Origin of the sequence: Burkholderia sp. PAMC 28687 (assembly GCF_001577465.1) — a bacterium.
In the GTDB taxonomy this organism is placed as follows: Bacteria; Pseudomonadota; Gammaproteobacteria; order Burkholderiales; family Burkholderiaceae; genus Caballeronia.
Map to the genome: position 1 here is coordinate 149233 of NZ_CP014506.1, position 23046 is coordinate 172278.

The 23046-nt window shown below is 61.7% G+C and carries 23 protein-coding genes and 1 pseudogene; 15 read left to right on the top strand and 9 right to left on the bottom strand.

Annotated features, from left to right (window positions below; genetic code table 11):
* The 4 genes from AX768_RS16015 (at position 1) to AX768_RS16030 (ending at position 3295) form a co-directional block, all read left to right on the top strand.
* A complete protein-coding gene (locus tag AX768_RS16015) occupies positions 1-318 on the top strand; it encodes a hypothetical protein (RefSeq protein ID WP_062001140.1) in 318 nt (105 codons plus the stop codon).
* Complete coding sequence (locus AX768_RS16020) at positions 315-617, top strand: 4Fe-4S binding protein (protein WP_062001141.1); 303 nt, start codon at positions 315-317, stop codon at positions 615-617. Before AX768_RS16015 ends, AX768_RS16020 begins: the two co-directional genes overlap by 4 nt.
* A gap of 182 nt (positions 618-799) precedes the next feature.
* The gene (locus AX768_RS16025; protein WP_062001142.1) at positions 800-2095 is read left to right on the top strand and encodes an L-fuconate dehydratase; all 1296 of its coding nucleotides are present in this window, start codon (positions 800-802) and stop codon (positions 2093-2095) included.
* A 150-nt stretch (positions 2096-2245) separates the two neighbouring features.
* A complete protein-coding gene (locus tag AX768_RS16030) occupies positions 2246-3295 on the top strand; it encodes a HoxN/HupN/NixA family nickel/cobalt transporter (RefSeq protein WP_062001143.1) in 1050 nt (349 codons plus the stop codon).
* Between the two features lie 17 nt (positions 3296-3312).
* Here the strand turns inward: AX768_RS16030 and AX768_RS16035 are convergent, their stop codons facing one another.
* Positions 3313-3804 carry a GAF domain-containing protein gene (locus tag AX768_RS16035; RefSeq protein ID WP_062001144.1) on the bottom strand — a complete coding sequence of 164 codons (492 nt, stop codon included), beginning with the start codon at positions 3802-3804 and terminating at the stop codon, positions 3313-3315.
* Positions 3805-3842: 38 nt separating this feature from the next.
* Entirely contained in the window at positions 3843-4490 is a 648-nt protein-coding gene (locus AX768_RS16040; protein ID WP_062001145.1) for a 4'-phosphopantetheinyl transferase family protein, read from the bottom strand.
* Between the two features lie 145 nt (positions 4491-4635).
* On the opposite strand from AX768_RS16040, the gene AX768_RS16045 reads away from it, so the two are divergent.
* The 3 genes from AX768_RS16045 (at position 4636) to AX768_RS16055 (ending at position 6529) form a co-directional block, all read left to right on the top strand.
* Positions 4636-5241: a nitroreductase family protein gene (locus AX768_RS16045; protein ID WP_062002263.1), complete on the top strand. Its 606-nt coding sequence runs from the start codon at positions 4636-4638 to the stop codon at positions 5239-5241.
* A gap of 2 nt (positions 5242-5243) precedes the next feature.
* Positions 5244-6011, top strand: a complete 768-nt coding sequence (locus tag AX768_RS16050) for a hypothetical protein (protein WP_062001146.1) — start codon at positions 5244-5246, stop codon at positions 6009-6011.
* A 101-nt stretch (positions 6012-6112) separates the two neighbouring features.
* Positions 6113-6529 (top strand): MarR family winged helix-turn-helix transcriptional regulator, encoded by a 417-nt coding sequence (locus AX768_RS16055; protein WP_062001147.1) that lies wholly within the window; start codon positions 6113-6115, stop codon positions 6527-6529.
* Positions 6530-6884: 355 nt separating this feature from the next.
* Here the strand turns inward: AX768_RS16055 and AX768_RS16065 are convergent, their stop codons facing one another.
* Together AX768_RS16065 and AX768_RS16070 are read right to left on the bottom strand one after the other, a co-directional pair.
* Entirely contained in the window at positions 6885-7178 is a 294-nt protein-coding gene (locus tag AX768_RS16065; RefSeq protein WP_062001149.1) for an H-NS histone family protein, read from the bottom strand.
* Between the two features lie 456 nt (positions 7179-7634).
* Positions 7635-8489: a LysR family transcriptional regulator gene (locus AX768_RS16070; protein ID WP_062001150.1), complete on the bottom strand. Its 855-nt coding sequence runs from the start codon at positions 8487-8489 to the stop codon at positions 7635-7637.
* A gap of 110 nt (positions 8490-8599) precedes the next feature.
* Between AX768_RS16070 and AX768_RS16075 the strand changes: the two genes are divergently transcribed.
* Positions 8600-9586, top strand: a complete 987-nt coding sequence (locus AX768_RS16075) for a zinc-dependent alcohol dehydrogenase family protein (RefSeq protein WP_062001151.1) — start codon at positions 8600-8602, stop codon at positions 9584-9586.
* Between the two features lie 3 nt (positions 9587-9589).
* Here AX768_RS16075 and AX768_RS16080 read toward each other — a convergent pair whose 3' ends face one another.
* Positions 9590-10486, bottom strand: a complete 897-nt coding sequence (locus AX768_RS16080) for a DMT family transporter (protein WP_062001152.1) — start codon at positions 10484-10486, stop codon at positions 9590-9592.
* Between the two features lie 108 nt (positions 10487-10594).
* On the opposite strand from AX768_RS16080, the gene AX768_RS16085 reads away from it, so the two are divergent.
* Positions 10595-11992, top strand: coding sequence for an aminotransferase-like domain-containing protein (locus AX768_RS16085; RefSeq protein WP_062001153.1), 1398 nt, complete (start codon positions 10595-10597; stop codon positions 11990-11992).
* 3 nt (positions 11993-11995) lie between these two features.
* Here AX768_RS16085 and AX768_RS16090 read toward each other — a convergent pair whose 3' ends face one another.
* A complete protein-coding gene (locus AX768_RS16090; RefSeq protein ID WP_062002264.1) occupies positions 11996-13066 on the bottom strand; it encodes an NAD(P)H-dependent flavin oxidoreductase in 1071 nt (356 codons plus the stop codon).
* Positions 13067-13189: 123 nt separating this feature from the next.
* Here AX768_RS16090 and AX768_RS16095 point away from each other — a divergent pair, with 123 nt between their 5' ends.
* On the top strand, positions 13190-14077 hold the full coding sequence (locus tag AX768_RS16095) for a LysR family transcriptional regulator (RefSeq protein ID WP_062001154.1): 888 nt from the start codon (positions 13190-13192) through the stop codon (positions 14075-14077).
* Between the two features lie 19 nt (positions 14078-14096).
* On the opposite strand, the gene AX768_RS16100 is transcribed toward AX768_RS16095, so the two are convergent.
* On the bottom strand, positions 14097-15059 hold the full coding sequence (locus AX768_RS16100; protein WP_062001155.1) for a LysR family transcriptional regulator: 963 nt from the start codon (positions 15057-15059) through the stop codon (positions 14097-14099).
* Between the two features lie 117 nt (positions 15060-15176).
* Here AX768_RS16100 and AX768_RS16105 point away from each other — a divergent pair.
* Both AX768_RS16105 and AX768_RS16110 read left to right on the top strand, forming a co-directional pair.
* Positions 15177-16360: pseudogene (locus AX768_RS16105) on the top strand (M20 aminoacylase family protein).
* A gap of 19 nt (positions 16361-16379) precedes the next feature.
* Positions 16380-17654, top strand: coding sequence for an MFS transporter (locus AX768_RS16110; RefSeq protein ID WP_062001156.1), 1275 nt, complete (start codon positions 16380-16382; stop codon positions 17652-17654).
* Positions 17655-17719: 65 nt separating this feature from the next.
* On the opposite strand, the gene AX768_RS16115 is transcribed toward AX768_RS16110, so the two are convergent.
* Positions 17720-18526: a CerR family C-terminal domain-containing protein gene (locus tag AX768_RS16115; protein WP_062001157.1), complete on the bottom strand. Its 807-nt coding sequence runs from the start codon at positions 18524-18526 to the stop codon at positions 17720-17722.
* A 99-nt stretch (positions 18527-18625) separates the two neighbouring features.
* On the opposite strand from AX768_RS16115, the gene AX768_RS16120 reads away from it, so the two are divergent.
* The 3 genes from AX768_RS16120 to AX768_RS16130 are packed head-to-tail and all read left to right on the top strand — an operon-like array spanning position 18626 to position 22830.
* On the top strand, positions 18626-19765 hold the full coding sequence (locus AX768_RS16120) for an HlyD family secretion protein (protein WP_062001158.1): 1140 nt from the start codon (positions 18626-18628) through the stop codon (positions 19763-19765).
* Positions 19758-21350 (top strand): MDR family MFS transporter, encoded by a 1593-nt coding sequence (locus AX768_RS16125; RefSeq protein ID WP_062001159.1) that lies wholly within the window; start codon positions 19758-19760, stop codon positions 21348-21350. The genes AX768_RS16120 and AX768_RS16125 overlap by 8 nt, the downstream gene beginning before the upstream one ends.
* Before the next feature lie 22 nt (positions 21351-21372).
* Positions 21373-22830 carry an efflux transporter outer membrane subunit gene (locus AX768_RS16130; protein WP_062002265.1) on the top strand — a complete coding sequence of 486 codons (1458 nt, stop codon included), beginning with the start codon at positions 21373-21375 and terminating at the stop codon, positions 22828-22830.
* Here AX768_RS16130 and AX768_RS16135 read toward each other — a convergent pair whose 3' ends face one another.
* Positions 22831-23022, bottom strand: a complete 192-nt coding sequence (locus tag AX768_RS16135) for a hypothetical protein (RefSeq protein ID WP_062001160.1) — start codon at positions 23020-23022, stop codon at positions 22831-22833.
* Between the last annotated feature and the right edge of the window lie 24 nt (positions 23023-23046).

Here is a 23046-nt window from a genome sequence, read left to right on the forward strand (position 1 = left end):
ATGCGTTTCGGACTGAAGATATTGGCCAAGGTGGTATTGGCATTCGTTGCGGTCGCCGCTTTGGGGTGGCTTGTCATGACCTTGTGGAACTGGGTGGTTCCGGCGTTGTTCATCGGCGCCCGGGTGATCGATTTTCCGCATGCGCTGGGGTTGATGGTGTTGAGCCGCATTCTGTTCGGCGGCTTTCGGGGGCATGGCGGAGGATGGCGCGGACGCCGCCAATGGCGGCGCTGGGAACAGATGACGCCCGAGGAACGCGAGCAATTCAAGAGCCGGCGGTGTGGGGTTCGCAAGCCCCGCGAGGCTGACAGCGTATGAGCGCCGTTCTCGCGTCATCGGCGAACTGCAAGCAGGCGCCGGGTGTCATCGTCCCGGTGGTGAATCTGAAACGTTGCGAAGGCAAGGCCGATTGCGCGGTGGTCTGTCCGGAAAACGTGTTCGTGATCCGTCAAATCGATACAGCGGACTACGCGCGCCTGGGCCCGCTGAACAAGCTCAAACTGCGCGTCCATGGAATGAAGGTCGCTTACACGCCCAACGAGGACGCGTGCCGCGCATGCGGTTTATGCGTGACCGCTTGCCCTGAGCGGGCAATCACGCTGGCGAGAAGGACTTGAACGCTCAAGGCACCACGGATGCCCCGTAGTGCGTAGTGGCCTTTGATAACGACGTTGTACCCCGTGCTAGCATGCCTGCAACCAAACGCAGCGGCTGAGCGCGCGCCTGCTGAGCGCGTGCCTGCTGAGCGCGCGCCCGGGTTTCTACCGAGTCGAATCTGCCATTGCACGGAGGTGTTCAGATGACCACGATCACGAATTTGTCCGTCAGGGACATCCGCTTTCCCACCTCGCGATCGCTCGATGGCTCGGACGCGATGAATGCGGCGCCGGACTATTCCGCCACCTACGTCATCCTCGAAACCGATTCACCCACGAAGCTCGATGGTCACGGCCTCACGTTCACCATAGGACACGGCAACGAGATCTGCGTGGCCGCAGTGAAGGCGCTTGCGCCGCTGATCATCGGCAAGAAGCTCGAGGACGTCACCGCAAACATGGGTGACTTCTGGCGCGGTTTTACATCGGATAGCCAGTTGCGCTGGATCGGTCCGGACAAGGGCGCGATCCACCTTGCAACAGCCGCGGTCGTCAACGCCGTATGGGACCTGTGGGCGAAATCCGTGCAGAAGCCCGTGTGGAAACTGCTCGTGGATATGAGCCCCGAAGAACTCGTGCGCTGCCTCGATTTCCGCTACGTCACGGACGCGCTCACGCCCGAAGAAGCATTGGCGATATTGCGCCGTCACTCGCCGACCCGTGCCGCACGCGAGCAGGAAATGCTGGCTGATGGCTATCCGGCGTACACCACGTCGGCAGGCTGGCTTGGCTACGACGATGAAAAAATCCGCCGCCTCGCGCGCGAAGGCGTGTCCCAGGGATGGACGCATTTCAAGCAGAAGGTCGGCGGCAACATAGAAGAAGACATCCGCCGCGCGCGCATTCTTCGCGATGAAATCGGCGCCGATCGCAAACTGATGATGGACGCCAACCAGGTCTGGGACGTCGACGAAGCCGTCGCCAACATGCGCCGCCTGGCGCAGTTCGACCCGTGGTGGATCGAAGAGCCCACGAGTCCCGACGATATCCTCGGCCACGCCGCGATCCGTAGCCGGATTGCGCCCATCGGCGTCGCCACCGGCGAGCATTGCCAGAACCGCGTGATGTTCAAGCAATTGCTGCAGGCGGGCGCCATCGACTTTTGTCAGATCGACAGTTGCCGGCTAGGCGGCCTGAACGAAGTGATCGTGGTGTTGCTGATGGCCGCCAAGTTCGGCGTGCCGGTGTGTCCGCACGCGGGCGGCGTGGGTTTGTGCGAGTACGTCCAGCATATTTCCATCTTCGATTATGTTTGCGTGTCGGCGTCGCTGGATAATCGCGTGCTCGAATACGTCGATCATCTGCACGAGCATTTCGTCAGCCCGGTCGTTATCCGCAATGGCCGATACATGCCGCCGGACTCAGCCGGCTACAGCATCGAAATGCATGCCGCTTCGCTAGAACGATTCCATTTCCCCGATGGCGAGGGATGGGCCTAAGTCGGGCATAAGTGACACGCGGTTTAATATTCCGATCGGAGCGATGGTGAATGCGGCCAGAGAATTTTGGCACGCTATCATTCGAGCGCTATCGTGATCAGCCAGGTCTCTTGCTCGGTCCGGCACCCAAAACTCAAAGACGGAATATCAATGCGAGCACTGATAAAGGCAGTCTTCGGCGACGAACAAGGCCACATGCGCCAAAAGATCTTCAGCCTTTATGCCTTACTGATTGCCTTCAATGCCGGCGCCTGGATCTGGGCCTTCGTCGCGTTCCATCACTACCCGCTGCTGCTTGGAACAAGCCTGCTTGCCTATTCGTTCGGCTTGCGTCACGCGGTGGACGCCGACCATATTGCGGCTATCGACAACGTCACGCGCAAGCTCATGCAGGACGGCAGACGTCCTGTCACCGTGGGTTTGATGTTCTCGCTGGGACATTCGACGGTAGTCGTGCTTGCATCGGTGGCGATCGCCGCAACGGCCATGGCGCTGCAGACACGCATGGCGGAGTTCAAGGAGATCGGCGGCCTCATTGGCACGCTGGTTTCCACGTTCTTCCTGTTCGCCATCGCGATCATGAACCTGGTCATTCTGCGCGCGGTAATTGGCGCCTTTCGTCGCGTGCGGCGCGGCGAGCCCTATGTGGATGAAGACTTCGACTTGCTGCTCGCGAATCGCGGTTTCTTTGCGCGCATCTTCAGGCCGCTGTTTCGCCTGATCACGAAAAGCCGCCACATGTACCTGCTTGGTTTCCTGTTCGGCCTCGGCTTCGATACCGCCACCGAAGTCGGCTTGCTCGGCATATCGGCCGCGGGCGCGTCGCAAGGCTTGCCGATCTGGTCGATCATCGTGTTTCCCGTGCTGTTCACCGCGGGCATGACGCTGATCGATACCACCGACAGCATCCTGATGCTCGGCGCTTATGGCTGGGCCTTCGTCAAGCCCATTCGCAAGCTCTACTACAACATCACCATCACCACGATTTCCGTGCTCGTCGCGCTGCTGGTCGGGAGTATCGAGGGCCTGGGGTTGCTTGCGGACAAGCTGCAACTTGGCGGATGGTTCTGGAATGCGGTCGGCAGCCTCAACGACAACTTCGGCATGATCGGCTACGTGATCGTTGGCGTGTTTGCGGCGAGCTGGCTGATCTCGGCCGCCGTGTACCGCTGGAAACGGTTCGACGAGCTCGAGACGTAATAGCGCTTATGAATACATCAAGCCCAGGCCAGTTCCATGAACACGCTGCAGAGCGCTTCCATGCCTTGAGCATCGTCGGCATCGAAGCGACTCACAATGGGACTATCCACGTCCCACACACCAACGAGCGTCCCGTCCTTCGCAATCAACGGGACCACGATCTCCGATTGAGACGCCGAGTCGCACGCAATGTGTCCGGGGAACTCGTGGACATCGCGCACAACCTGCGTCTCGCGGGTTTGTGCGGCGGTCCCGCAAACGCCTTTGCCAAGCGCGATACGAACGCAAGCCGGTTTCCCCTGGAACGGACCGACCACGAGTTCGGCGCCATCGAAGAAATAAAAGCCGCTCCAGTTCAGGTCGGACAGCGTGTGATAAACGAGCGCCGAGAAATTCGCGGCATTGGCGATGCGATCGGTTTCATCGGCGAGGAGCGAGCGGGCCTGCGCAAGCAGTTCCTGATATTGCTCGGCTTTGGAGCCGGTAGTGGGCTGGATTGTCAGCGACATAAGATGCTTGGTGGATGGATGCTGGACATTTCAACATATCACAGCGGACCGTTATCGGCAGGGACGCCGAACGCGACGGCGGCTTCGTAACCATCGACATCATCGAGCCACGCGAAGTCGAACCCCGGCGGAATGCGCCCGTTCGCAAGATCGATGGACTTCAAGCCGTCGCCAATTCCAATCCCCGCGCCCGTTGCCTTGAGCAACGCTTCCTTGGCAGTCCAGCACCGATAAAACTCGCGCACAGCCGTTATTCCTGGCGCTTCCTCGTTCATGCAAACCGCATCCAAGAGCGTGCGCCAGTCAAGCGCCGGATTCGCTTCTTCAATGTCCACGCCGACCGCTCGCAGCGTCGATACAGCAATCAGGACACGCTCGCCCGAATGCGACACGTTGAAGGAAACGTGTGGAAAGCCCGCAAGCGCTGGTCGTCCGTGAGCGCCTACCCTGAATTCGAGTTGCGCCGGATCGCGCGCCACGCGCTCGCCGAGAATCGCGCGCAGAGTCGATCGCGCGACCGCGAACCGCACGCGATCTTCGAGCCGCTTGTAACGCGCCATCCGCTCCCGTTCGTCCGCGCTGAGAACGCGGTTCACGCAGGCCGACGTGTCGGCGAGCTCCACGTCAACGCGCCATAACGCGATATCGGAGGGCCATCGGCCAAGGTTGGCGAGCAGGGTGGGCATCGGTCGGAAGGAGAAAAAAGCAGCGTCATCCCAAAGCCGGAAGTATAAGGTCTTGCCGTGACAAAATTTTGGTATTGAGAATCATTTGCAATTAGAGTGATTTTTGGCCATCATGGACGCCTTCGGAAAGCTTTGGACATTTCCCATGCAAACCATGACCCATGCTGGCGCTGATGCGTTGCAGCTATTGATGACGCGCCAATCACACTGGCCGCTCACCGAGCCGGCGCCCGAGGACGCGCAACTCAGGCAGATCTTCGATGCCGCCCTGCGCGCGCCCGACCACGGCGGTTTGCGCCCGTGGCGCTTTGTGCTGATCCGTGGCGACGCGCGTTTGAAACTCGGCGAAGTGCTGGTCGACCTCGCGTCTTCGCGCTCGCCCGGCGAACCGCGCTCGGCGCACGAACACCGCGGCGGGCGTGCGCTGGCGGCGCCTGTGGTGATTGCGCTGGTGGCATCGATCACGACGCGAACCAAGGTGCCCGAAGTCGAGCAGTTGCTGGCTGTCGGCGCTGCCGCCATGAACATGCTGAACGCCGTCCACGCGCTGGGCTTTGGCGGTTTCTGGGCAACTGGCGCAGACAGTTACGAACCCGGCATGCACCGCGCGCTCGGACTCGCTGATACGGATCGGCTGCTTGGCTTCCTGTTCGTCGGCACGCCGCCTGAAGGCACGCGCGCCATCGCGCGCCCTTCCAGCGACGCCTACGTCACCGAGTGGTTCGAGGCGAGCGTCCAGAGCACGGACTGACTATGGCAAGCCCTGCTCTGACTGACATTTCGCGCGCGGACCGGCCCCGTGATGTCCAGCCTGTGAAGCGCGTCGATCACGGTCCGCCGCCGCAGTTCATGCCATTGCGCATGAACGAAACCCTGTCGATGGAACCGCGCGTTCCGCCGAAAGGCGAAGTCTTCGTATTCCGTTTCCGAAGCCAATGGCAGCGCATCAGCGCGCACGATGCAGCAACGTGGCTCACGCAAGACGAGACGCGCCGCGCCGCGTTGCTGCCGAGTCCCGCATTGCGATACCGCTATATATCGAGCCGCGCAGTGCTTAGGCTGGCTGTCGCGCGCTTGTTCGGCTGCGAGCCGAGCGCGGTCGATCTTCGGGACGATGCAAAAGGCCGTTTGCTCGCCCAGGCGACCGGAATCAATACTGTCCTGTGCGCGGATATAGGCTATGCGGGCGTATGGATCATGCTTGCCATCAGTGCAGCGCAGGTAGGGCTCGGGACATCGCTGCCATCGTTCGGATCGGGCTCGGACGCTCCTTTGTCCGATACCGCCAGCCCCCTGCCCTTCGGCAGACAGCGTGCGCGAGACAACAGCTTGCTGAGCGCGGCGGGTCATCGTTCGGCTACTGATAATCCCGACAGCGCCGACGACCTCGCCGCAAACGGAGCATGGTACGTGTTCGACTTGCCGATGCCCGGACAACTTTGTGCGTCGATCTGCAGCTTGACGCCGATAAACACCATCCACGCATTCGGATGGAGCAAGCGCAACGAAAACGGCCGATAACCTCCGTTCATCCGCACAGCATCCGCAGGTCCGCGTAATGACGACCGAACCGGTCCAGGCAAATAGTTGTTTTGCTAACTATCCTGTGCTTTAATGCCTCCATGTTCGATCACTGCCTCTACTTCAACTCCGCTGCACTTGCGCGCCTCGTGGAACGCGAGTGGACCGCCGTGTACGCTGAATTCAGCCTCACGCCGCCACAAGGATTCGTGCTTCGGGTTGTCCTCGCCACGCCCGACTGCCTCAGCAGCCAGGTGGCGGACATTCTTGGAATAGCGAGGCCGACTGCCACGCGGCTTATCGACAGCCTGTGCGAAAAACAATTGGTCGAGCGCAGTCAGGCGAAGACCGATGGCCGCGAGTGGACAGTAAGTGTGACCGCGGCAGGCCGTGCGCTCGACCGCCCGATCAACAACGCCAGCGCGCGAATTGCCAGAACCTTGCGCGGAAAGATCGGTCCGGAATTATTCGAATCCGCCGTCACATCGATGCACGAAGTGAGAAAAGCGCTGGCATGACCTCCGCCAATTTTTTGGTCGTCAATAGTTGTCTTGCTAACCATTAACAGGAAAAAAAGTGAACCATGATTCGCACCGCATGGCTGGCATGAAGAGGATCCATTCATCGATAACATGGCTTGGCGCCACCATTGCGATCATCGGCGTGGCGTTGTTGCTCGCTGGAATCAGGATGGCAGTGCCAAGCGCCCGCGTGAATACCGCGCGGTGCCTTGAAGCCTATGCGCATGACCAGAATCGCAGCGTTGAAGGACTGCTTCGTGACACTGCGTTGCATGCGTCACTTATAGAGGCGGCAACCCTTTGCTCACAGTAGAAACGAGCAAAGCGTTCATACCCGCAACCAAAAACCTGCTTAAGCACCCACCAGGAAATCGGCACGATTCTTATCGGCGATCCAGTGTGGCGCGCGTCCTCGCCCTGACCATGTGGCGCCGGTCGTTGTGTCGCGGTATTTAGGGGCAGTGACGGTTGCAACGGGCGCCTTTGCCAGAACGCTGTGTCCCATCAACTCGGACAGCGAAATCTTGTATTCGCCCATTTTCGCGACTATCTCCGCGAGGACGATTTCAGCCTGACGTTGCCGCGCTACTTCCAATTGATCCTGCAGCGCTTCGCGCTGCGCAAGCAGTTCTTTGAGGGTGGGCATTTCACTTTGCATTATAAAAATTGTTGTTCAAAAGCACTTTGATGTTCTCGGGCGCAGCACCGGATATGCCAGTGCGAAACCATGTCGAGGATTGCAGGACTGTTCCGCTGCGATATTTCAATGCGACCCGGTTAAAACCGGAAGGTCAGCTTTGACCTGAGTATTCCCGCCCCAATTCGGCAGCAAACTCTTGATCAGGCGCGTGCCAGGAAATGCCGGCAGAAGAAGAAGTCTGGGAAGCCGCGGGACGGCTTTGCGCCTCTTCGTTGCAGCGGGGTCAAGTGTACGCATTTTAGTCGGCGGCGCGCGGGATGGCGTCGCATTGACGCTATTAAAGCATAAGAACCGCCTTCGTGATAATCCCCTTTTGTTGTCGCGACGCTGAAAGGTTTCGATAAAGCCCCGAGACTAAGGACTTATTTCAATGTTTTGGATAATCAATGTTCACCGTCGCACTTAGAGATTTGCCAGCTTTTCGATAATCAAATCAAGCAATGCCCGCAATCTTGCGAGACGGCGCAGGTCGCGGTGATAGCCAAACCATACGTCGCGTCCGGGCGGCGCTTCACCCAGGTCGATCCGCTGAATGCCCGGCATGGTGTCGCCGAGCGGACATGGCAGGACAGCAAGCCCCGCGCCCTGCGCGCACATCTTCGCCTGCGCATCGCGATTATTGCTGCCGAACGCCACGTGGGCGTGCGGCAATATGCGTCGTATCCAGTTGACGTCGGGCAGCGTACCGAACGCGCTGTCCATGGTGACAAGTCCGTAGCCCTTACCATCGCCGGCGCGGGGTGGGGGTGCATCGGCGGGACCGTAGAGCGCGTAGTCCACGTGCATGAATTTTCGCTGGATGACGTCCGCCTCTTCGAACGGCGTGATGCGCAATAACAGGTCGGCATCACGTCGCGCAAGACTCAAGCGGCGGGAATCCGTGACGAGTTCAATGCTGACCCTCGGATGCGCCCGCAGGAACTCGGCGAACACCGGCGTCAGGACGTGAACGCCGAACCAGTCCGACGACGATACCCGCAACACGCCTGTGAGATGCGTCTCCTTGCCGGCGAGCGAGCGCTCGAACGCGAGCGCGTCCTCCTCCATTCGCTCCGCGTGCGCGAGCACGGCAGAGCCTTCGTCGGTAAGGATGAAACCGTCGGCAGTGCGCTGGAACAAAGTCTGCCCCGTTGCTTCCTCGAGTGCGCGAATCCGCCGTCCCATGGTCGGCTGTGTCTGCCCCGCCTGCCTCGCCGCCGCGCTGAGCGTGCCGGTGCGCGCAATCGCGAGGAAGATCCGTACGTCGCTCCAGTCCATTCTTCCTCATGCAAAAATGTTTAGCCGGCGTGCAGTAACGTCGATTGCCGTACTTTCCCGCATGGACGAACATGAATCAAGCAAATTCATTCGCCTCGGAGAGAAACATCATGGACATGCAAGTTCTGATTCTGCAGCGCTATAACGGACCGCTCGAACGCACGGTGCTTCCCCAGCCCGTCCCGCAAGCGGGTGAAGTGCTGGTGCGCATCAAGGCCGCGGGGCTCAACCCGCTCGATACGAAGATCCGTGCCGGCAGCGCCGCTCACGCAAAGCACCCGCTGCCGCTTGTCCTGGGTATCGATATGGCTGGTGTAATCGAAGCTGTCGGCGCAGGCGTGTCGCAGTTCAAGCCCGGCGATGAAGTTTATGGAATGACCGGCGGTGTCGCGGGAATCCAGGGCTCGCTCGCCCAGTTCGCCGCCGTCGATGCGCGGCTGATTGCGCTGAAACCAGCGAATCTGTCCATGAAACAAGCAGCCGCACTGCCGCTAAGCTTCATCACGTCGTATCAGGGAATCGTCGACAGAGCGCATGTGCAAGCCGGTCAAACCGTGCTGGTGCAAGGCGGTGGTGGCGGCGTCGGGCACGTTTCGGTTCAGCTTGCGCGGGCGTTGGGCGCTCAGGTTTTCGCCACGGTCAGCGAGGCGGACGTGGCGCTGATGCAACAGTATGGGGCCACGGGCATCGATTACCGGACGTTTTCCGTCGAGCAGTACGTGAAAGCGCACACGAACGCAGAGGGATTCGACGTGGTCGCGGATACCGTCGGCGGCGCCACGCTCGATGCGTCGTTTGCAGCGGTCAAGCAATTCGGGCACGTGGTCAGCGCGCTCGGCTGGGGCACGCATTCGCTCGCCCCCCTGTCGTTTCGCGAGGCGACCTATTCCGGCGTATTCACGCTTGCACCGCTTTTGACGGGCAAGCACCGCGAACATCACGGCGAGATCCTGAAGGTCGCGACCGCACTTGCTGAAGAAGGAAAGCTCGTCCCAAAACTGGATCCGCGCGCCTTCGACCTGGACAGCGCCGAACTCGCCTACCAGTCGATGACCGACGGCACCGCCAACGGAAAACTCGTTGTCGATATCCGCTGACGTTCAACGCGCCGCCAGCACCACCACCGGCCGCGCGAACCGCTTCGCACCGACCACGCAAAGCACGACGGCCGTGGCGACGGCGACCATCGACCAGCCAACCGGTTCGTGAAGCAGGGTCGCCGCGAGCACCAGCCCGAAAAAGGGCTGAAGCAACTGCAATTGCCCGACAGCGGCAATGCCGCCCTGAGCCAGCCCGCGATACCAGAACACGAAGCCGATCAGCATGCTGAACAGGGATACGTAGGCGAGTCCCATCCATGCCGGTTCGCCGATCCCGTCCCAGGAAGCCGGCAAGGTCGCGAGCGCCGCCGGAACCATGACGGGCAGGGACATCACCAGCGCCCACGAGATCACCTGCCAGCCGCCGAGCTTGCGCGAGAGCCGCGCGCCTTCCGCATAACCCAGACCGCAGACGATCACCGCGCCGATCATCAATACATCGCCGATAGAAGCTGCGCCGCCGCCCTGCAGCAGCGCGAATCCTGCGACGAGTACCGCGCCAAGCCCGGAAAAAAGCCAGAACGCGGGACGCGGACGCTCGCCGCCGCGCAGCACGCCGAAGATCGCGGTCGTGAGCGGCAACACCGCCACGAAAACCACCGAATGTGCCGCCGTGATGTGCTTGAGCGCGAGCGCCGTCAGCAACGGAAAGCCGATGACCACGCCGAACGCGACCACGGCAAGCGGTATCAGGTCACTGCGTTCGGGGCGTTTTTCACGGAACACCAGCAACAGCACGAGGCCGAGCGCACCCGCAATGCACGCACGCGCCACGGTCAGGAAGACCGGGTCGAAACTCGCGACCGCAAGACGCGTAGCGGGAAGCGACCCGCTGAAAATCAGCATCCCGAGAAAACCGTTCATCCACCCGCTCGCTGCCTTGTCTGTCTCACTCATTCTCTTACCTCTGGATTCAAGCTCGAAGTATCGGTTGGGGATGCATGGCTTTTCCAGAGACAGTGCACTACAGTTCTGCAAAACTGTCTTGGTCGGAAACCAGTACACATGGAAGACACACTGCAGGCCGAAAGCGGAACGCTGGTTGAGCGCGTGATGCAGGCCGTCCAGCAGCGAATCTCGAATCGCACACTTTCGGCAGGCGCCCGGGTGCCATCCATTCGCGGCCTGGCAGAGACGCTGCAGGTATCCAAATCCACTGTGGTCGAGGCGTATGACCGGCTCGCGGCCGAGGGCGTGATCCAGTCGCGGCGCGGATCGGGCTTTTACGTTACCGGCCACTTGCCGCCGCTTTCACTGGCCGAACTCGGTCCACTGCTGGACCGGGCGGTCGATCCGTTCTGGGTATCGCGCCAGTCGCTCGATGCCGCCGACGACACCCTGAAAGCCGGCTGCGGCTGGCTGCCCGGGTCGTGGCTGCCGGAGGCCGGAATCCGCCGTGCGTTGCGATCCGCCGCGCGTGCGGACGTGACCACGCTCGCCGACTACGGCACGTCGCTCGGGCTTCCCGCGCTTCGGCAATTGCTGGCGCGGCGCCTGGCGGACCGCGGGATCCACGCCGCGCCCGACCAGATCATGCTCGCCGAATCCGGCACGCAGGCTATCGACCTGCTGTGCCGTTTCCTGCTCGAACCGGGCGATACGGTACTCGTCGATGACCCGTGTTATTTCAACTTTCTAGCGCTGCTGCGGGCACATCGCGCGAAGATTGTCAGCGTTCCGTACACGTCCTCCGGCCCCGACATGACACTGTTCGCTCAGGCGCTCGCGGAGCACCGGCCGCGGCTCTACATCACGAACTCGGCGCTGCACAATCCGACCGGCGCGACGCTTGCGCCTGTGGTCGCGCATCGTCTGCTGAAGCTCGCCGATCAGGCGGACCTCACGATCATCGAAGACGATATCTTCGGCGACTTCGAGCACGAGCCGTCGCCCCGCCTTGCCGCATTCGATGGCCTCGACCGCGTCGTGCATATCGGCAGCTTTTCCAAGAGCCTCTCGGCGGCGGTCCGTTGCGGATTCATCGCGGCACGGCACGACTGGATCGAAGGTCTGATCGATCTGAAGATCGCGACGTCGTTCGGCAGCGGGCGGCTTTCATCCGAACTCGTGTTGAGCGTGCTGAAGGACGGCACGTATCGCAAGCATATGGAAGCGTTGCGGGAACGTTTGTCCCGTTCGATGGGACCCGTAAGCGCAAAACTGTCCGCGCTGGGTATCAAGCCGTGGATCGAGCCACGCGGCGGGATGTTCCTCTGGTGTGCGTTGCCCGAAGGGATCGATGCGGCGGATATGGCCCGGCGCGCTTTGGTCGAAAACGTCGTTCTGGCGCCCGGCAATGCATTCAGCGTTGCGCAATCCGCCGGCCGGTTCCTGCGCTTCAACGTCGCGCAATGCGGCGACCCGCGCGTCTTCAAGGTGCTCGAACGCGCGATGCATGCTTAGCATTCAGGGCAAACGCGCCAGGGTCTCCGCAATCAGCGCCCGCGTCAGTTCGCCCGCAGGCATCTCACGCGCGAGCCGCGCCGCCTGTCCTGACCAGAGGCTCGTGAAGTCCCCCTTGCCCGCTGCTTCGGCTTTCGCCTTCAGCGGCGCGAGCGCAGCCGATGCAAGCGGAAACGCCGGCGCCGCGTCCGACAACGGCCCGATTTCCCGCATCACGCGGTTCATGATTCCACGAGCCGGCCGTCCGGTGAACAGGTTGGTCACGGCGGTGGAATCATCACCGGATTCGCGCAGCGCAACGCGATGCAGCTCCGGCACCTTCGCTTCCGGGCAGAACAGATAGGCCGTGCCAATCTGCACCGCCGATGCACCCAGCGCCAGTGCAGCGACAATCCCTCGTGCATCGGCGACGCCACCGGCTGCGATCACCGGCACCGATACCGCGTCAGCGATCTGCGGCACGAGCGCGAACGTGCCGACCTGCGTCGCCATGTCATGGTTGAGGAACGTGCCGCGATGGCCGCCTGCCTCGAACCCCATCGCGATGATTGCATCGCAGCCGTGCGCTTCGAGCCACCGGGCTTCCGCCACCGTCGTAGCCGATGCAATGATCTTCGCGCCGGTCGCCTTGACGCGATCGAACAGCAATTTCTCCGGGAGTCCGAAATGAAAGCTCACCACCTCGGGTTTGAATTCTTCTACGAGCGCGCAAAACTCGTTATCGAAGGGACGACGGACTGCGCCCGCAGATGTGAACTCAGGATCGATCCCATGCTCGATGTAATACTCAGCGAGCCGTTCGCGCCACGCGAGCTCGCGTGCGGCATCGGCCTGCGGCGCCGTATGGCAGAAGAAATTTACGTTGACCGGCGCGCGGGTTTTCGAGCGGAGCAACGTGAGCGCATCGTGCGCTTGCTCCACGCTCGACAACGCGCAAGGCAGCGATGCCAGGCCGCCCGCTTCACCCACCGCTATGGCAAGTTCCGGTGTACCCGGCCCGGCCATTGGAGCGAGAATAATGGGTGCTTCAATGCCGAACAGCTCGATGATCCGACGATCACGCCAGGTGCCCATGTTCGCTCCTTTCCCGGATAGTTGCTTGGTCATTCAGTGACGTCCAGCTTAACAAGCTTTGATCAGGCGAGCGGCGCTTTGATGTGATAATTGCTATCACTTCTTCCGATACCTGGAGCCATCATGGACGCCGCCGATCTGCGCATCTTCGAGTCGGTTGCACGAAACGGCAGCATGAACCGGGCGGCGCTCGAACTTCATACCGTGCAGTCGAACGTGACCGCGCGAATTCGATTGCTCGAAGAAGAACTCGGCGCGACGCTGTTTCACCGGCATCATCGAGGTGTGGAACTGACAGCGGCCGGACGCAGGTTATTGCCTTTCTCCAGGCAGATGGCGCGGCTGCTGGACGATGCCCGGACAGCGGTGAAAGACGAAGGCGTCGCGAGCGGACCGCTGGTTCTGGGTACGCTCGAAACCACCGCCGCGTTGCGCATGCCGAACGTGCTCGCGCAATTCACCGTAACGTTTCCGAAGGTCGAACTCGTCATGCGAACCGGCACTACGGCGAGTCTGGTGGAAGACGTCCTGCAGTATCGGCTCGATGGTGCGTTTGTCGCCGGTCCTGTCACTCACGAAGACCTGCATACGGAAACCATCTTCAACGAGGAAATGGCGCTTGTCACCGCGCGCAGGTTCCGGTCCGTCAGGGATCTCGCGCAAACGGGCGTGGTGAAGACCATCGTGTTCCGGCAGGGATGTTCGTATCGTGCGCGGCTTGAAAGCGTCCTCACACGGCTGGGCCTGCAGGTCAGCACACCGCTCGAATTCGGTTCACTCGATGCCATGCTCGGATGCGTCGCGGCCGGCGTCGGCGTGACGCTCCTGCCAAAGGGCGTGGTCATGGCGGCGTCGCGTGAAGGACGGGTCGCCCTGCATGAGCTTGCTCCCGACGATGCTTTCGTCGATACGGTGTTCGTGCGTCGTCACGACGTCTATGCATGCAGCGCCGTGAACGCGTTTCTCGCCATCGCGCGCCCGGTGGCGATGCCTGCGCTTGCTTCTGCCTGAAGCAGGCGCATCGGGTCGGCTAACCCGCGCTGGCTCCTCTTCCCGAGGCCGCCCATCTGCGCTGCATCGCTTCCACGAGTTGCCGCCATAAAAACTCGGCCGCTGGCGACAAACGCCGCCCCACGCGGCGTATCACCTGGCTGCTGAATTCGCGCGCTATCGGATGCTCGATTTCAAGTGCTACCAGACGTCCGGCGTCAAGATACTGACGCGCGGCATCGGTGGACATGAAAGCCACGCCCAGCCCCGCCGCCGCGATTGCCTGAGCTGCGGAAAACAGGTCGCATCTGTACGACGGCGTCACCGTCAGCCGCTCTGCGCTTATGATGGCGTCCAGGTACTGCTGCACGCCGAACCGCTCCGGCATGAAAATCAACCGCTGATCGCGCAACTGCTCGAAGCGGATCCGACGCTCGCCGGCAAGTGCATGACGCGGACTGACCATCGCGCAAAACGGCGCCGCGCGAAAGATCCGCGCACGAATCGCGGGATCACTTTTGCCGCCCGCGCACAGGCCGAGATCCACGTCGTCGTTGCGCACCATGGCAATGATCTCGGAGGTCGCTCCACTGCGGAATTCCACCACGATGTCAGGAAACTGCAAGCTGAACCCCTCCATGACGGTAGCCAGCAGATTTTCGATACGCCCCTCGCCCACGCCAATCCCCAGCCTCCCGCGCCGCAGGCTCTTGAAGTCTTCGAGTTGAGCGAGCATGTCGGCATCGCGCCGCTTGCTCTCGCGAAAATGTTCGACGAGGCTCATGCCAATTTCGGTCAGCACCGCGCGCCGCCCGCTTCGCTCAAGCAGGACGACGCCGTAATCCCGTTCGAGCTGCCCGACTTGCCGGCTGATCACCGACGGATTGATACCGAGCGCGTCAGCCGCCGCTCGCACGCCGCCGTGCGACTCGACTTCATGCAGATAACGCAGGCTTCGGGCACTCAAAACGGATTCGCGCGAGGAAGAGATATCGATCGTCATGTGCTTTGAATGTTGACATTCAGGTCAACATTATCGGCGAAGGAACGTCATTGTTTGAGTGATTTTGCACCGGAATACTGGCCGATTCCGTTTCCCCAAATACAGGCACCATCGATCATGGAAAATACCAAGGGTTTCTGCTTACTCGAAGACACGAGCGATCTGCGCGATGAACTCAGCGTCATCCGTCATCACCTTCACAAGAATCCGGAGCTCGCGTACAAGGAATTCCAGACCTCTGACTTCGTGGCGCAGAAGCTGGAAACGTGGGGCTACAAGGTCACGCGCGGCCTGGGTGGAACGGGCATGGTGGCGTCGCTTACGGCAGGCACCGGGACGCGCGCCGTCGCCGTTCGTGCCGATATGGACGCATTGCCTATCGCCGAAGAAACCGGTCTGCCCTATGCAAGCGGCAACGCAGGCTTGATGCACGCCTGCGGTCACGACGGCCACACCACCATGTCCTCGGCGCCGCGCGCCATCTCGCTCGTTCACGTGCTTTCGACGGCACCGTGCATCTCGTGTTCCAACCGGCCGAAGAAATCGGCGCGGACAGCGGTGCGAAACGCATGATCGAAGATGGTCTCTTCGAGCGGTTCCCCTGCGAAGCGATCTTCGGGCTGCACAATCATCCGGGTTATCCGACCGGCACATTCATGTTCCGCAGCGGACCGTTCATGGCGGCATCGGACACGGTCAACATCACCGTGCATGGCCGCGGCGGTCACGCTGCACGCCCGCATCTGTCGATCGATCCGGTCGTGATCGGCTCGGCTCTGGTAATGGCGTTGCAGACGGTGGTCGCGCGCAGTATCGACCCCATGCAGACGGCCGTCGTCACGGTCGGCGCATTCAATGCGGGACACGCGGCAAACGTGATTCCCGAATCGGCGCGGCTGCAGCTCAGCGTCCGTTCCTTCGACACCACCGTTCGCAAGCAGCTCGAAACCCGCATTCGCGCGCTTGCCGAAGCCCATGCGAGCGGCTACGGCGCGAAGATCGATATCGACTACGTGCCGGGGTATCCGGTCGTGATCAACAGCGAAGCGGAGACCCGACTGGCGCTCGAAGTGGCGCGTGAACTGGTTGGAGAAGATCGTGTGGTCGATAACTTCGGCCCCATCGCCGGCAGCGAGGACTTCGCTTATTACCTGCAGCAGAAGCCGGGCTGTTTCCTGCGTCTTGGCAACGGTGAAGGCGCGCCGATGCTTCACAACGCGTCCTATGATTTCAACGATGACAACCTGACCGTTGGCGCCGCGTACTGGACGCGTCTGGTCGAGCGCTTCCTCGCGCGATAAAAACCATCTACGGATTCCCATGGCGACCACAACAGTCCAACCTGCCAAAGCCGTGTCGCAAGGCAAGATCGTCATTGCGGCGATCATTGGCAACCTGCTCGAGTTCTTCGACTTCACCGTCTACAGCTTTTTCGCGCTGACTATCGCCAAGCTGTTTTTCCCGGCGCACGATCCGGTGGTGTCGACCTTGCTTGCGTTGTCCGCGTTCGCGATTGGTTTCGTCGCGCGTCCGGTCGGCGGTTTCGTGCTCGGACATTACGCCGATAAACGCGGCCGACGCGCCGCCCTTACGCTGACCATCTTCCTGATGGCACTCGGCTCCGCGATGATCGGCCTTGCACCCACATACGCGAGCATCGGCCTGGCGGCACCCGCGCTGATCATCTTCGCGCGCTTGCTGCAAGGCTTCGCGCAAGGCGGCGAATTCGGTGCGGCGACAGCCACGCTACTGGAAACAGGATCGGCCAAGGGTCGCGGCTTTCGTGCAAGCTGGCAACTCGCCAGTCAGGGCGCTGCGGCGCTGATGGGTTCCGGTATCGCAGCATTGCTCACGTATCAGTTGAGCCCCGAGCAACTGCTCGACTGGGGATGGCGCGTGCCGTTCCTGATCGGCACGGCGATCATGCCCGTAGGTGTTTATCTGCGCCGGCATATTGTGGAAGAGCCGCCGAAACCAGCCAGGGCGCATGCGTCCGGTTTCGAACCCGGGATGGTCCGCAAGTGGATCCTGACCGTGTTCGCGATCATGGGCATGACGGTCGCCACCTACGTTCTCATGTACTACATTCCCACGTACATGATCCAGTACCTCAAGGTGCCGGCCAAGCTGTCCATGCTGGTTTCAATATGCGCCGCGGTCGCGTCATTGGCGTTGTGCCCGGTATGGGGCGCGTTATCGGACAAGATGCAGCGCCGCAAACCACTGATCCTGGCTGGACGGATTGCGTTGATCGTGTTGCTGTATCCGTGCTTCTGGCTGATGAACCAGTATCCATCCCTGCCTGTGGTGATGGGTCTGATCGTGTTGCTGATGCTGTTCTACACGATGGGTTCGGCCCCCGCCTATTCGCTGATGCCGGAAAACTTCCCCAAGCATTTGCGCGCGGGCTATCTGGCGAGCGCTTACGCAGTGGCGGTTTCTCTCTTCGGCGGCAGTGCGCAGCTTGTGGTCGCGTGGCTGATCAAGATCACTGGCAACACGATGGCGCCGGCGTGGTACATGATCATCTGCGTGGTGATCTCGCTGATTGCAGTGTCCAAGCTCGATGAAACCGGCGGACGTGAATTGACGTGACTGCGTGAGCTCAAGACATTTGGAGGCCGGACGCTCGCGCGTCCGGCTTTTTTTTCGGGCCGAACTTATGCCCGCTTGCCGGCTTTCTTCGTGGCGCCAGCCGTCGCGGACCGCTTTCGCGCGGCCGGCCTGGCGGCAAGTTTCAATGCACCCTTGCGTTCACTCGCCGCCGTCTCGCGCGCCCATTTCTCGAGCAGCGTGCGGGTCTGCTCGCGCACGATCCGCTTCAGGAATTCGCCCTTCTCGGCATCGATTTCCGTCCAGCCGAGCAGCCCGAGCGACGTACGCGGCGCAACGTGGAACATCAGCAACTGACCGTTCAGGCTGATCATGCGGATCAGGGTCACGGGGTCGTCGGCTGTGGTGCCCGTGATGCGCGCCATCAGCCGCGAGGTGACATCGTTCAATGGCTGGCGTACACGGCGCGTCAGGATCTCGGTTGCAATGGAAGGCTCGTGGCCCACCTGTTCCCGCGCGAAAAACAGCCGGTGATTTGTCGTCCCGCAACCTTTCGCGAACATCCGGTCGGCGATGGCTTCCTGAATGCGAATGAAAGCATCGATCAGCAGCGGCACGGCGGCGTTGTTTTCCAGCACCTGATTGGCATGCGCCACGACCGGCTCGAAATTGACCGCGGCTTCGTCGGCCATGTATTCCGCACACGCGCGATACACACCCTCTTTGTTCTCGAAGTAGTACTGCAGCGCCGGGGCATTGACGCCCGCGCGGGCAGCGATCTCGCGCGTCGATGCGCCATCGAACCCGTGTTCTCCAAAAGATTCGATCGCCGCCACAATAATTCGCAGCCGTGTTTCGTCTCCACGTACGTAACCGCCTTCTGACGGACGGCGCAGCCTTTTTGTGTCGCTCATTCCAGCCTCCCAACGTCCAGGTGCAAAATATATCACTTGACACAATTCTTCCAACTGGAATAATTCTTCCGATTGGAATAAATTGGATTTTATAAAACGATGTCAACAACCGCCGGATCACCTCCGCAGGATCGCCTGCCGCAAGACTCCGCCGCTCAAGCTCCCCGTTCCCGACGCCGCCTGATCCTGATGGGCCTCGGGCTCGTGGTCATTGTCGTGGGCGGAATCTGGCTCGCGCGCTGGTGGACGGTCGGGCGCTTCATTGAAAGCACGGACGACGCGTATCTCCAGGCCGACAGCGTCACCGTTGCGCCGAAAGTGAGCGGTTACGTAACCGACGTGTACGTGGGCGACAACGCGACCGTCAAGGCCGGCGACCCGCTCGTGCGGCTCGATACGCGCCAGTATCAGGCGTCGCTCGAGCAGGCGGAAGCGACCATCGCGGCGCGCACGGCGGACATCCAGAAGGCGCAGGCGGATATCCTGCAGCAGCACGCGAATATCGATCAGGCAAAGGCGCAGGAACAGGTCGCGCGTTTCAGCGCCCAGCACGCACGCGATGAAGTCCAGCGCTATGCGCCGCTCACCGCCACGGGCGCGGAAACCCGCGAGCGTCTCGCCCAGCTTACGAACACCCGCGATCAGGCGAACGCAACCCTTGCGGCGAATACGGCCGCGGTGAAATCGGCCGAAACGCAGATCGCTTCCACGACGGCGCAAATCGCGCAGGCCCGCGCCCAGCTCGAAGCCGCGCAAGCCAGCGCGAAGCAGTCGCAGCTCGACATGCAGGACACCATCGTGCGCAGCGCCTTGCCCGGCAAGGTCGGCGATCGTTCGGTGCGGGTCGGTCAATACGTGCAGCCCGGCACGCGGATGATGAGCGTGGTCCCCGTCCAGAGCACCTACCTGGTCGCGAACTTCAAGGAAACGCAGGTTGGCCATATGCGTATCGGCCAGCCGGTGACGCTGCACGTGGATGCGCTCTCCGGAACCGACCTGCACGGCGTGGTCGACAGCTTTGCGCCGGGCACGGGCGCGCAATTCGCGCTGCTGCCCCCGGAAAACGCGACCGGCAACTTCACGAAGATCGTCCAGCGCGTGCCGGTGCGCATCCGCATCAATACCGGGCCGGAAACGCGCAGCGTGCTGCTGCCGGGGTTATCGGTGACAGCAGATGTCGATACCCGTTCTTCGCGCGAAGGCGACAAGCGCATCGAAGCCGAGAACGATCATGGCTGAAGCAAAGAGCACGGCGCCTGGAGCGCCGGCCGCCGAGGCTGAGCGCGCGAGCGCGGCGGACTGGCTCGCGGTCGCGGCCGGCTCGCTGGGCGCGCTGATGGCGACGCTGGATATTTCCATCACGAACTCGGCGCTGCCGCAGATCCAGGGCGAGATCGGCGCAACCGGCACGGAAGGCACGTGGATCTCGACGGGCTACCTGATGTCCGAGATCGTGATGATCCCACTCGCCGCATGGCTCACGCGCGTGTTCGGCCTGCGCAACTTCCTGCTCGCCAACGCAACCCTGTTCATCATGTTCTCGATGATGTGCGGCTGGTCCCACAGCCTGCCCATGATGATCGCCGGACGCATAGGCCAAGGCTTCGCCGGCGGTGCAATGATCCCGACTGCGCAGACCATCATCCGCACGCGCCTGCCACGCTCGCAGATGCCTGTCGGCATGACCATGTTCGGACTGATCGTGCTGCTCGGGCCCTTGCTCGGCCCCGTGGTCGGCGGCTGGCTTGCAGAAAACATTAGCTGGTCGTGGTGCTTCTTCATCAACCTGCCCGTGTGTATTGCGCTGATCACGTTGCTGATTGTCGGGCTGCCGTCCGACAAGCCGAACTGGGGTACCTTTCTCAAGGCTGACTGGATCGGCATTGTCGGACTGACGATCGGCCTGAGTTCGCTGACCGTGGTGCTGGAGGAAGGACAGCGCGAGCGCTGGTTCGAGTCCAGCGAGATCGTCACGCTGACCTGCGTGACACTGGTGGGCTTCCTGCTGATCGCCATCTCGCAGTTCACCGCGAAAAAACCCATCATGCGGCTGAGCCTGATGAGCAACCCGCGTTATGCCAGCGTCATCATCATCGTGTTCGCGGTCGGCGCAGGTCTTTATGGCGTGTCGTATCTGCTGCCGCAGTTTCTCGGCATTGTGTCCGGGTACAACGCGCAGCAATCGGGCGCGATCATGCTGATATCCGGCGTCCCTGCGTTCCTGATCATGCCGTTCCTGCCGCGCATTCTCGGCAAGCTCGACTTCCGCGTGCTGGTGATCGTCGGGCTCTTGCTCTTTGCGTGGAGCTGCATGCTGGATATCGACCTGACGGCGCAAAGTGTCGGTCACGATTTTTTCTGGTCGCAACTGATACGCGGCTGCGCGCAGATCCTCGCCATGATGCCGCTGAACCAGGCATCCATGGCCGCCGTCTCGCGCGAGGATTCGGGCGATGCCGCCGGCCTCTATAACATGGCCCGCAACCTGGGCGGCTCGGTGGGGCTGGCGGTGATCGGTACGGTCATCGACCGGCGCACTACATTCCATACCGCGATGATCCGCGAATCGCTGACGGCCAATTCGGTGATCGGTCAGGATCGCGTTGCATCCAGCGCCGCGAGCTGGTTCGCTCAAACCGGTGACATGGCGTACGCGAAGATGCGCGCGATCGGCCAGATCGCCGCGCAGATCCATATGCAGGCCACCGTGATCACGTATTCGGAAACCTTCTACCTGCTGGGTCTCGCGCTCCTCGCCTGCATCCCGCTCGCGCTGTTGCTGAAGACGCCTAGCGGACCTGTGTCGTCCTCCGCCGGCCATTGACGGCTCAAAAATGATATCGACGATGTTCTCTCGCTCTACGCCTCCTGTTTTTTTAACGCTGCTCGCTGCGGCTCTCTTGGCTGCATGTACCGTGGGTCCCGACTACTCTGGCGCACCGCAAGTCGCAACCGACGCGGCGCACGCTCAAGATTTCGTGCGTACGCCCGCGACCGGCATGGTGAGCACACGCGCGCCGAGCCAATGGTGGCTCGCGCTCAACGATCCGCAACTGAACGCATTGATCGACGCCGCGCTGGCACACAACCCCGACGTCCACGCCGCACAGGCGCGCTTGCGTGAAGCGCGCGCCCAGTTGCAACATTCGAAGGCGAACGGCATGCCGACTGCTTCCTTCGATGCCGCCGCGCTGCGCACGCGTTCGCCCGATGTGAGTTCGCTCACGTCGTCGCAAGATGGTTCGTCCGGATCTTCCGGCCGTGGTCCGCTGTCGCTTTACACCGCGGGCTTCGATGCATCGTGGGAAATCGACCTGTTCGGCGGCACGCGACGCGCGGTGGAGGCGGCGTCGGCGGAAGCGGATGCCGTGGACGCCGATCTCGCCGATACCCAGGTTTCGCTCGCCGCCGAAGTGGCCCAGGCGTACATCGATTTACGCGATGAACAGCATCGCCTGCAATTGGCGCAGCAAAGCGCCGATCTCGAACAGCAGATGCTCACGTTGACGCAACAACGCCGCGCAGGCGGAACGGCGGCCGACGTGGACGTGGAACGCCTGACCACGCAAGTCGAGAACACGCGCGCAACGCTCACGCCGCTCGATCAGCAGGTGACCGAGTCGCTCGATCAGCTCGCGGTGCTGACGGGCCAGGCGCCCGGCGCACTGGATAGCGCATTGTCAGCCTTGCGCGAGATGCCGGCGCTGCCCGCATCGGTTCAGGTCGGCGATCCGGGATCGATGCTGCAACAGCGGCCCGATGTACGCGCTGCCGAACGCAGGCTGGCGTCGAACAATGCGCAGATCGGCGAGCAGACCGCCAACTTTTTCCCGAAGGTAACCTTGCTCGGAGACATAGGTTTCAGCGCCGCCGATCCAGGACATCTGGTGCGCAAGAGCAACTTTAGCTGGCTCGGCGTACCGTATCTGCAATGGAACATTCTCGACTTCGGACGCACGCTGTCGAGCGTTCACAGCGCGCAGGCATCGCGCGATGAAGCCGATGCCAAATACACCAAAGCCGTGCTCGGCGCCCTGCAGGACGCGAATACATCGTTGTCACGTTACGGGCACCAGCGCGAGCATCTTGTCACGTTGCAGAAGGTGCAGGCTTCGGCGGACCGGTCAGCCACGCTGACGCGGCAGCGGTATCGTGCGGGGGCATCGAGCCTTATCGATCTGCTCGATACACAGCGCACCCAGTTCAGCGCCCAGCAGAATGTCGTCGCGGGGCAGGCGGAGTTGCTGAAGGATTTTGTATCGCTGCAGAAGAGCCTTGGGCTTGGCTGGCAGCTCAACGGCTGATCAACGGGGCTGCGATTTTTCCGTTGGTCGCGCATCTGCCGCCGACGCGCCGCCGGGCAACTGACGGCGCATGAAGATATCGATACGATCGTCGTCCTGTGACACAGGCGCGGTGAACGCCCGTATCAACACGATGCCAACAAACACCAGGACAACGATTACCGACGGAATCTCATACCAGATCGGGTTCATGACATCACCTCTTCCGAAGAGTGT

Coding starts and splice junctions, on each gene's coding strand:
- AX768_RS16015 (WP_062001140.1), top strand. CDS start 1: ATGCGTTTCGGACTGAAGATATTGGCCAAGGTGGTATTGGCATTCGTT.
- AX768_RS16020 (WP_062001141.1), top strand. CDS start 315: ATGAGCGCCGTTCTCGCGTCATCGGCGAACTGCAAGCAGGCGCCGGGT.
- AX768_RS16025 (WP_062001142.1), top strand. CDS start 800: ATGACCACGATCACGAATTTGTCCGTCAGGGACATCCGCTTTCCCACC.
- AX768_RS16030 (WP_062001143.1), top strand. CDS start 2,246: ATGCGAGCACTGATAAAGGCAGTCTTCGGCGACGAACAAGGCCACATG.
- AX768_RS16035 (WP_062001144.1), bottom strand. CDS start 3,804: ATGTCGCTGACAATCCAGCCCACTACCGGCTCCAAAGCCGAGCAATAT.
- AX768_RS16040 (WP_062001145.1), bottom strand. CDS start 4,490: ATGCCCACCCTGCTCGCCAACCTTGGCCGATGGCCCTCCGATATCGCG.
- AX768_RS16045 (WP_062002263.1), top strand. CDS start 4,636: ATGCAAACCATGACCCATGCTGGCGCTGATGCGTTGCAGCTATTGATG.
- AX768_RS16050 (WP_062001146.1), top strand. CDS start 5,244: ATGGCAAGCCCTGCTCTGACTGACATTTCGCGCGCGGACCGGCCCCGT.
- AX768_RS16055 (WP_062001147.1), top strand. CDS start 6,113: ATGTTCGATCACTGCCTCTACTTCAACTCCGCTGCACTTGCGCGCCTC.
- AX768_RS16065 (WP_062001149.1), bottom strand. CDS start 7,178: ATGCCCACCCTCAAAGAACTGCTTGCGCAGCGCGAAGCGCTGCAGGAT.
- AX768_RS16070 (WP_062001150.1), bottom strand. CDS start 8,489: ATGGACTGGAGCGACGTACGGATCTTCCTCGCGATTGCGCGCACCGGC.
- AX768_RS16075 (WP_062001151.1), top strand. CDS start 8,600: ATGGACATGCAAGTTCTGATTCTGCAGCGCTATAACGGACCGCTCGAA.
- AX768_RS16080 (WP_062001152.1), bottom strand. CDS start 10,486: ATGAGTGAGACAGACAAGGCAGCGAGCGGGTGGATGAACGGTTTTCTC.
- AX768_RS16085 (WP_062001153.1), top strand. CDS start 10,595: ATGGAAGACACACTGCAGGCCGAAAGCGGAACGCTGGTTGAGCGCGTG.
- AX768_RS16090 (WP_062002264.1), bottom strand. CDS start 13,066: ATGGGCACCTGGCGTGATCGTCGGATCATCGAGCTGTTCGGCATTGAA.
- AX768_RS16095 (WP_062001154.1), top strand. CDS start 13,190: ATGGACGCCGCCGATCTGCGCATCTTCGAGTCGGTTGCACGAAACGGC.
- AX768_RS16100 (WP_062001155.1), bottom strand. CDS start 15,059: ATGACGATCGATATCTCTTCCTCGCGCGAATCCGTTTTGAGTGCCCGA.
- AX768_RS16110 (WP_062001156.1), top strand. CDS start 16,380: ATGGCGACCACAACAGTCCAACCTGCCAAAGCCGTGTCGCAAGGCAAG.
- AX768_RS16115 (WP_062001157.1), bottom strand. CDS start 18,526: ATGAGCGACACAAAAAGGCTGCGCCGTCCGTCAGAAGGCGGTTACGTA.
- AX768_RS16120 (WP_062001158.1), top strand. CDS start 18,626: ATGTCAACAACCGCCGGATCACCTCCGCAGGATCGCCTGCCGCAAGAC.
- AX768_RS16125 (WP_062001159.1), top strand. CDS start 19,758: ATGGCTGAAGCAAAGAGCACGGCGCCTGGAGCGCCGGCCGCCGAGGCT.
- AX768_RS16130 (WP_062002265.1), top strand. CDS start 21,373: ATGTTCTCTCGCTCTACGCCTCCTGTTTTTTTAACGCTGCTCGCTGCG.
- AX768_RS16135 (WP_062001160.1), bottom strand. CDS start 23,022: ATGAACCCGATCTGGTATGAGATTCCGTCGGTAATCGTTGTCCTGGTG.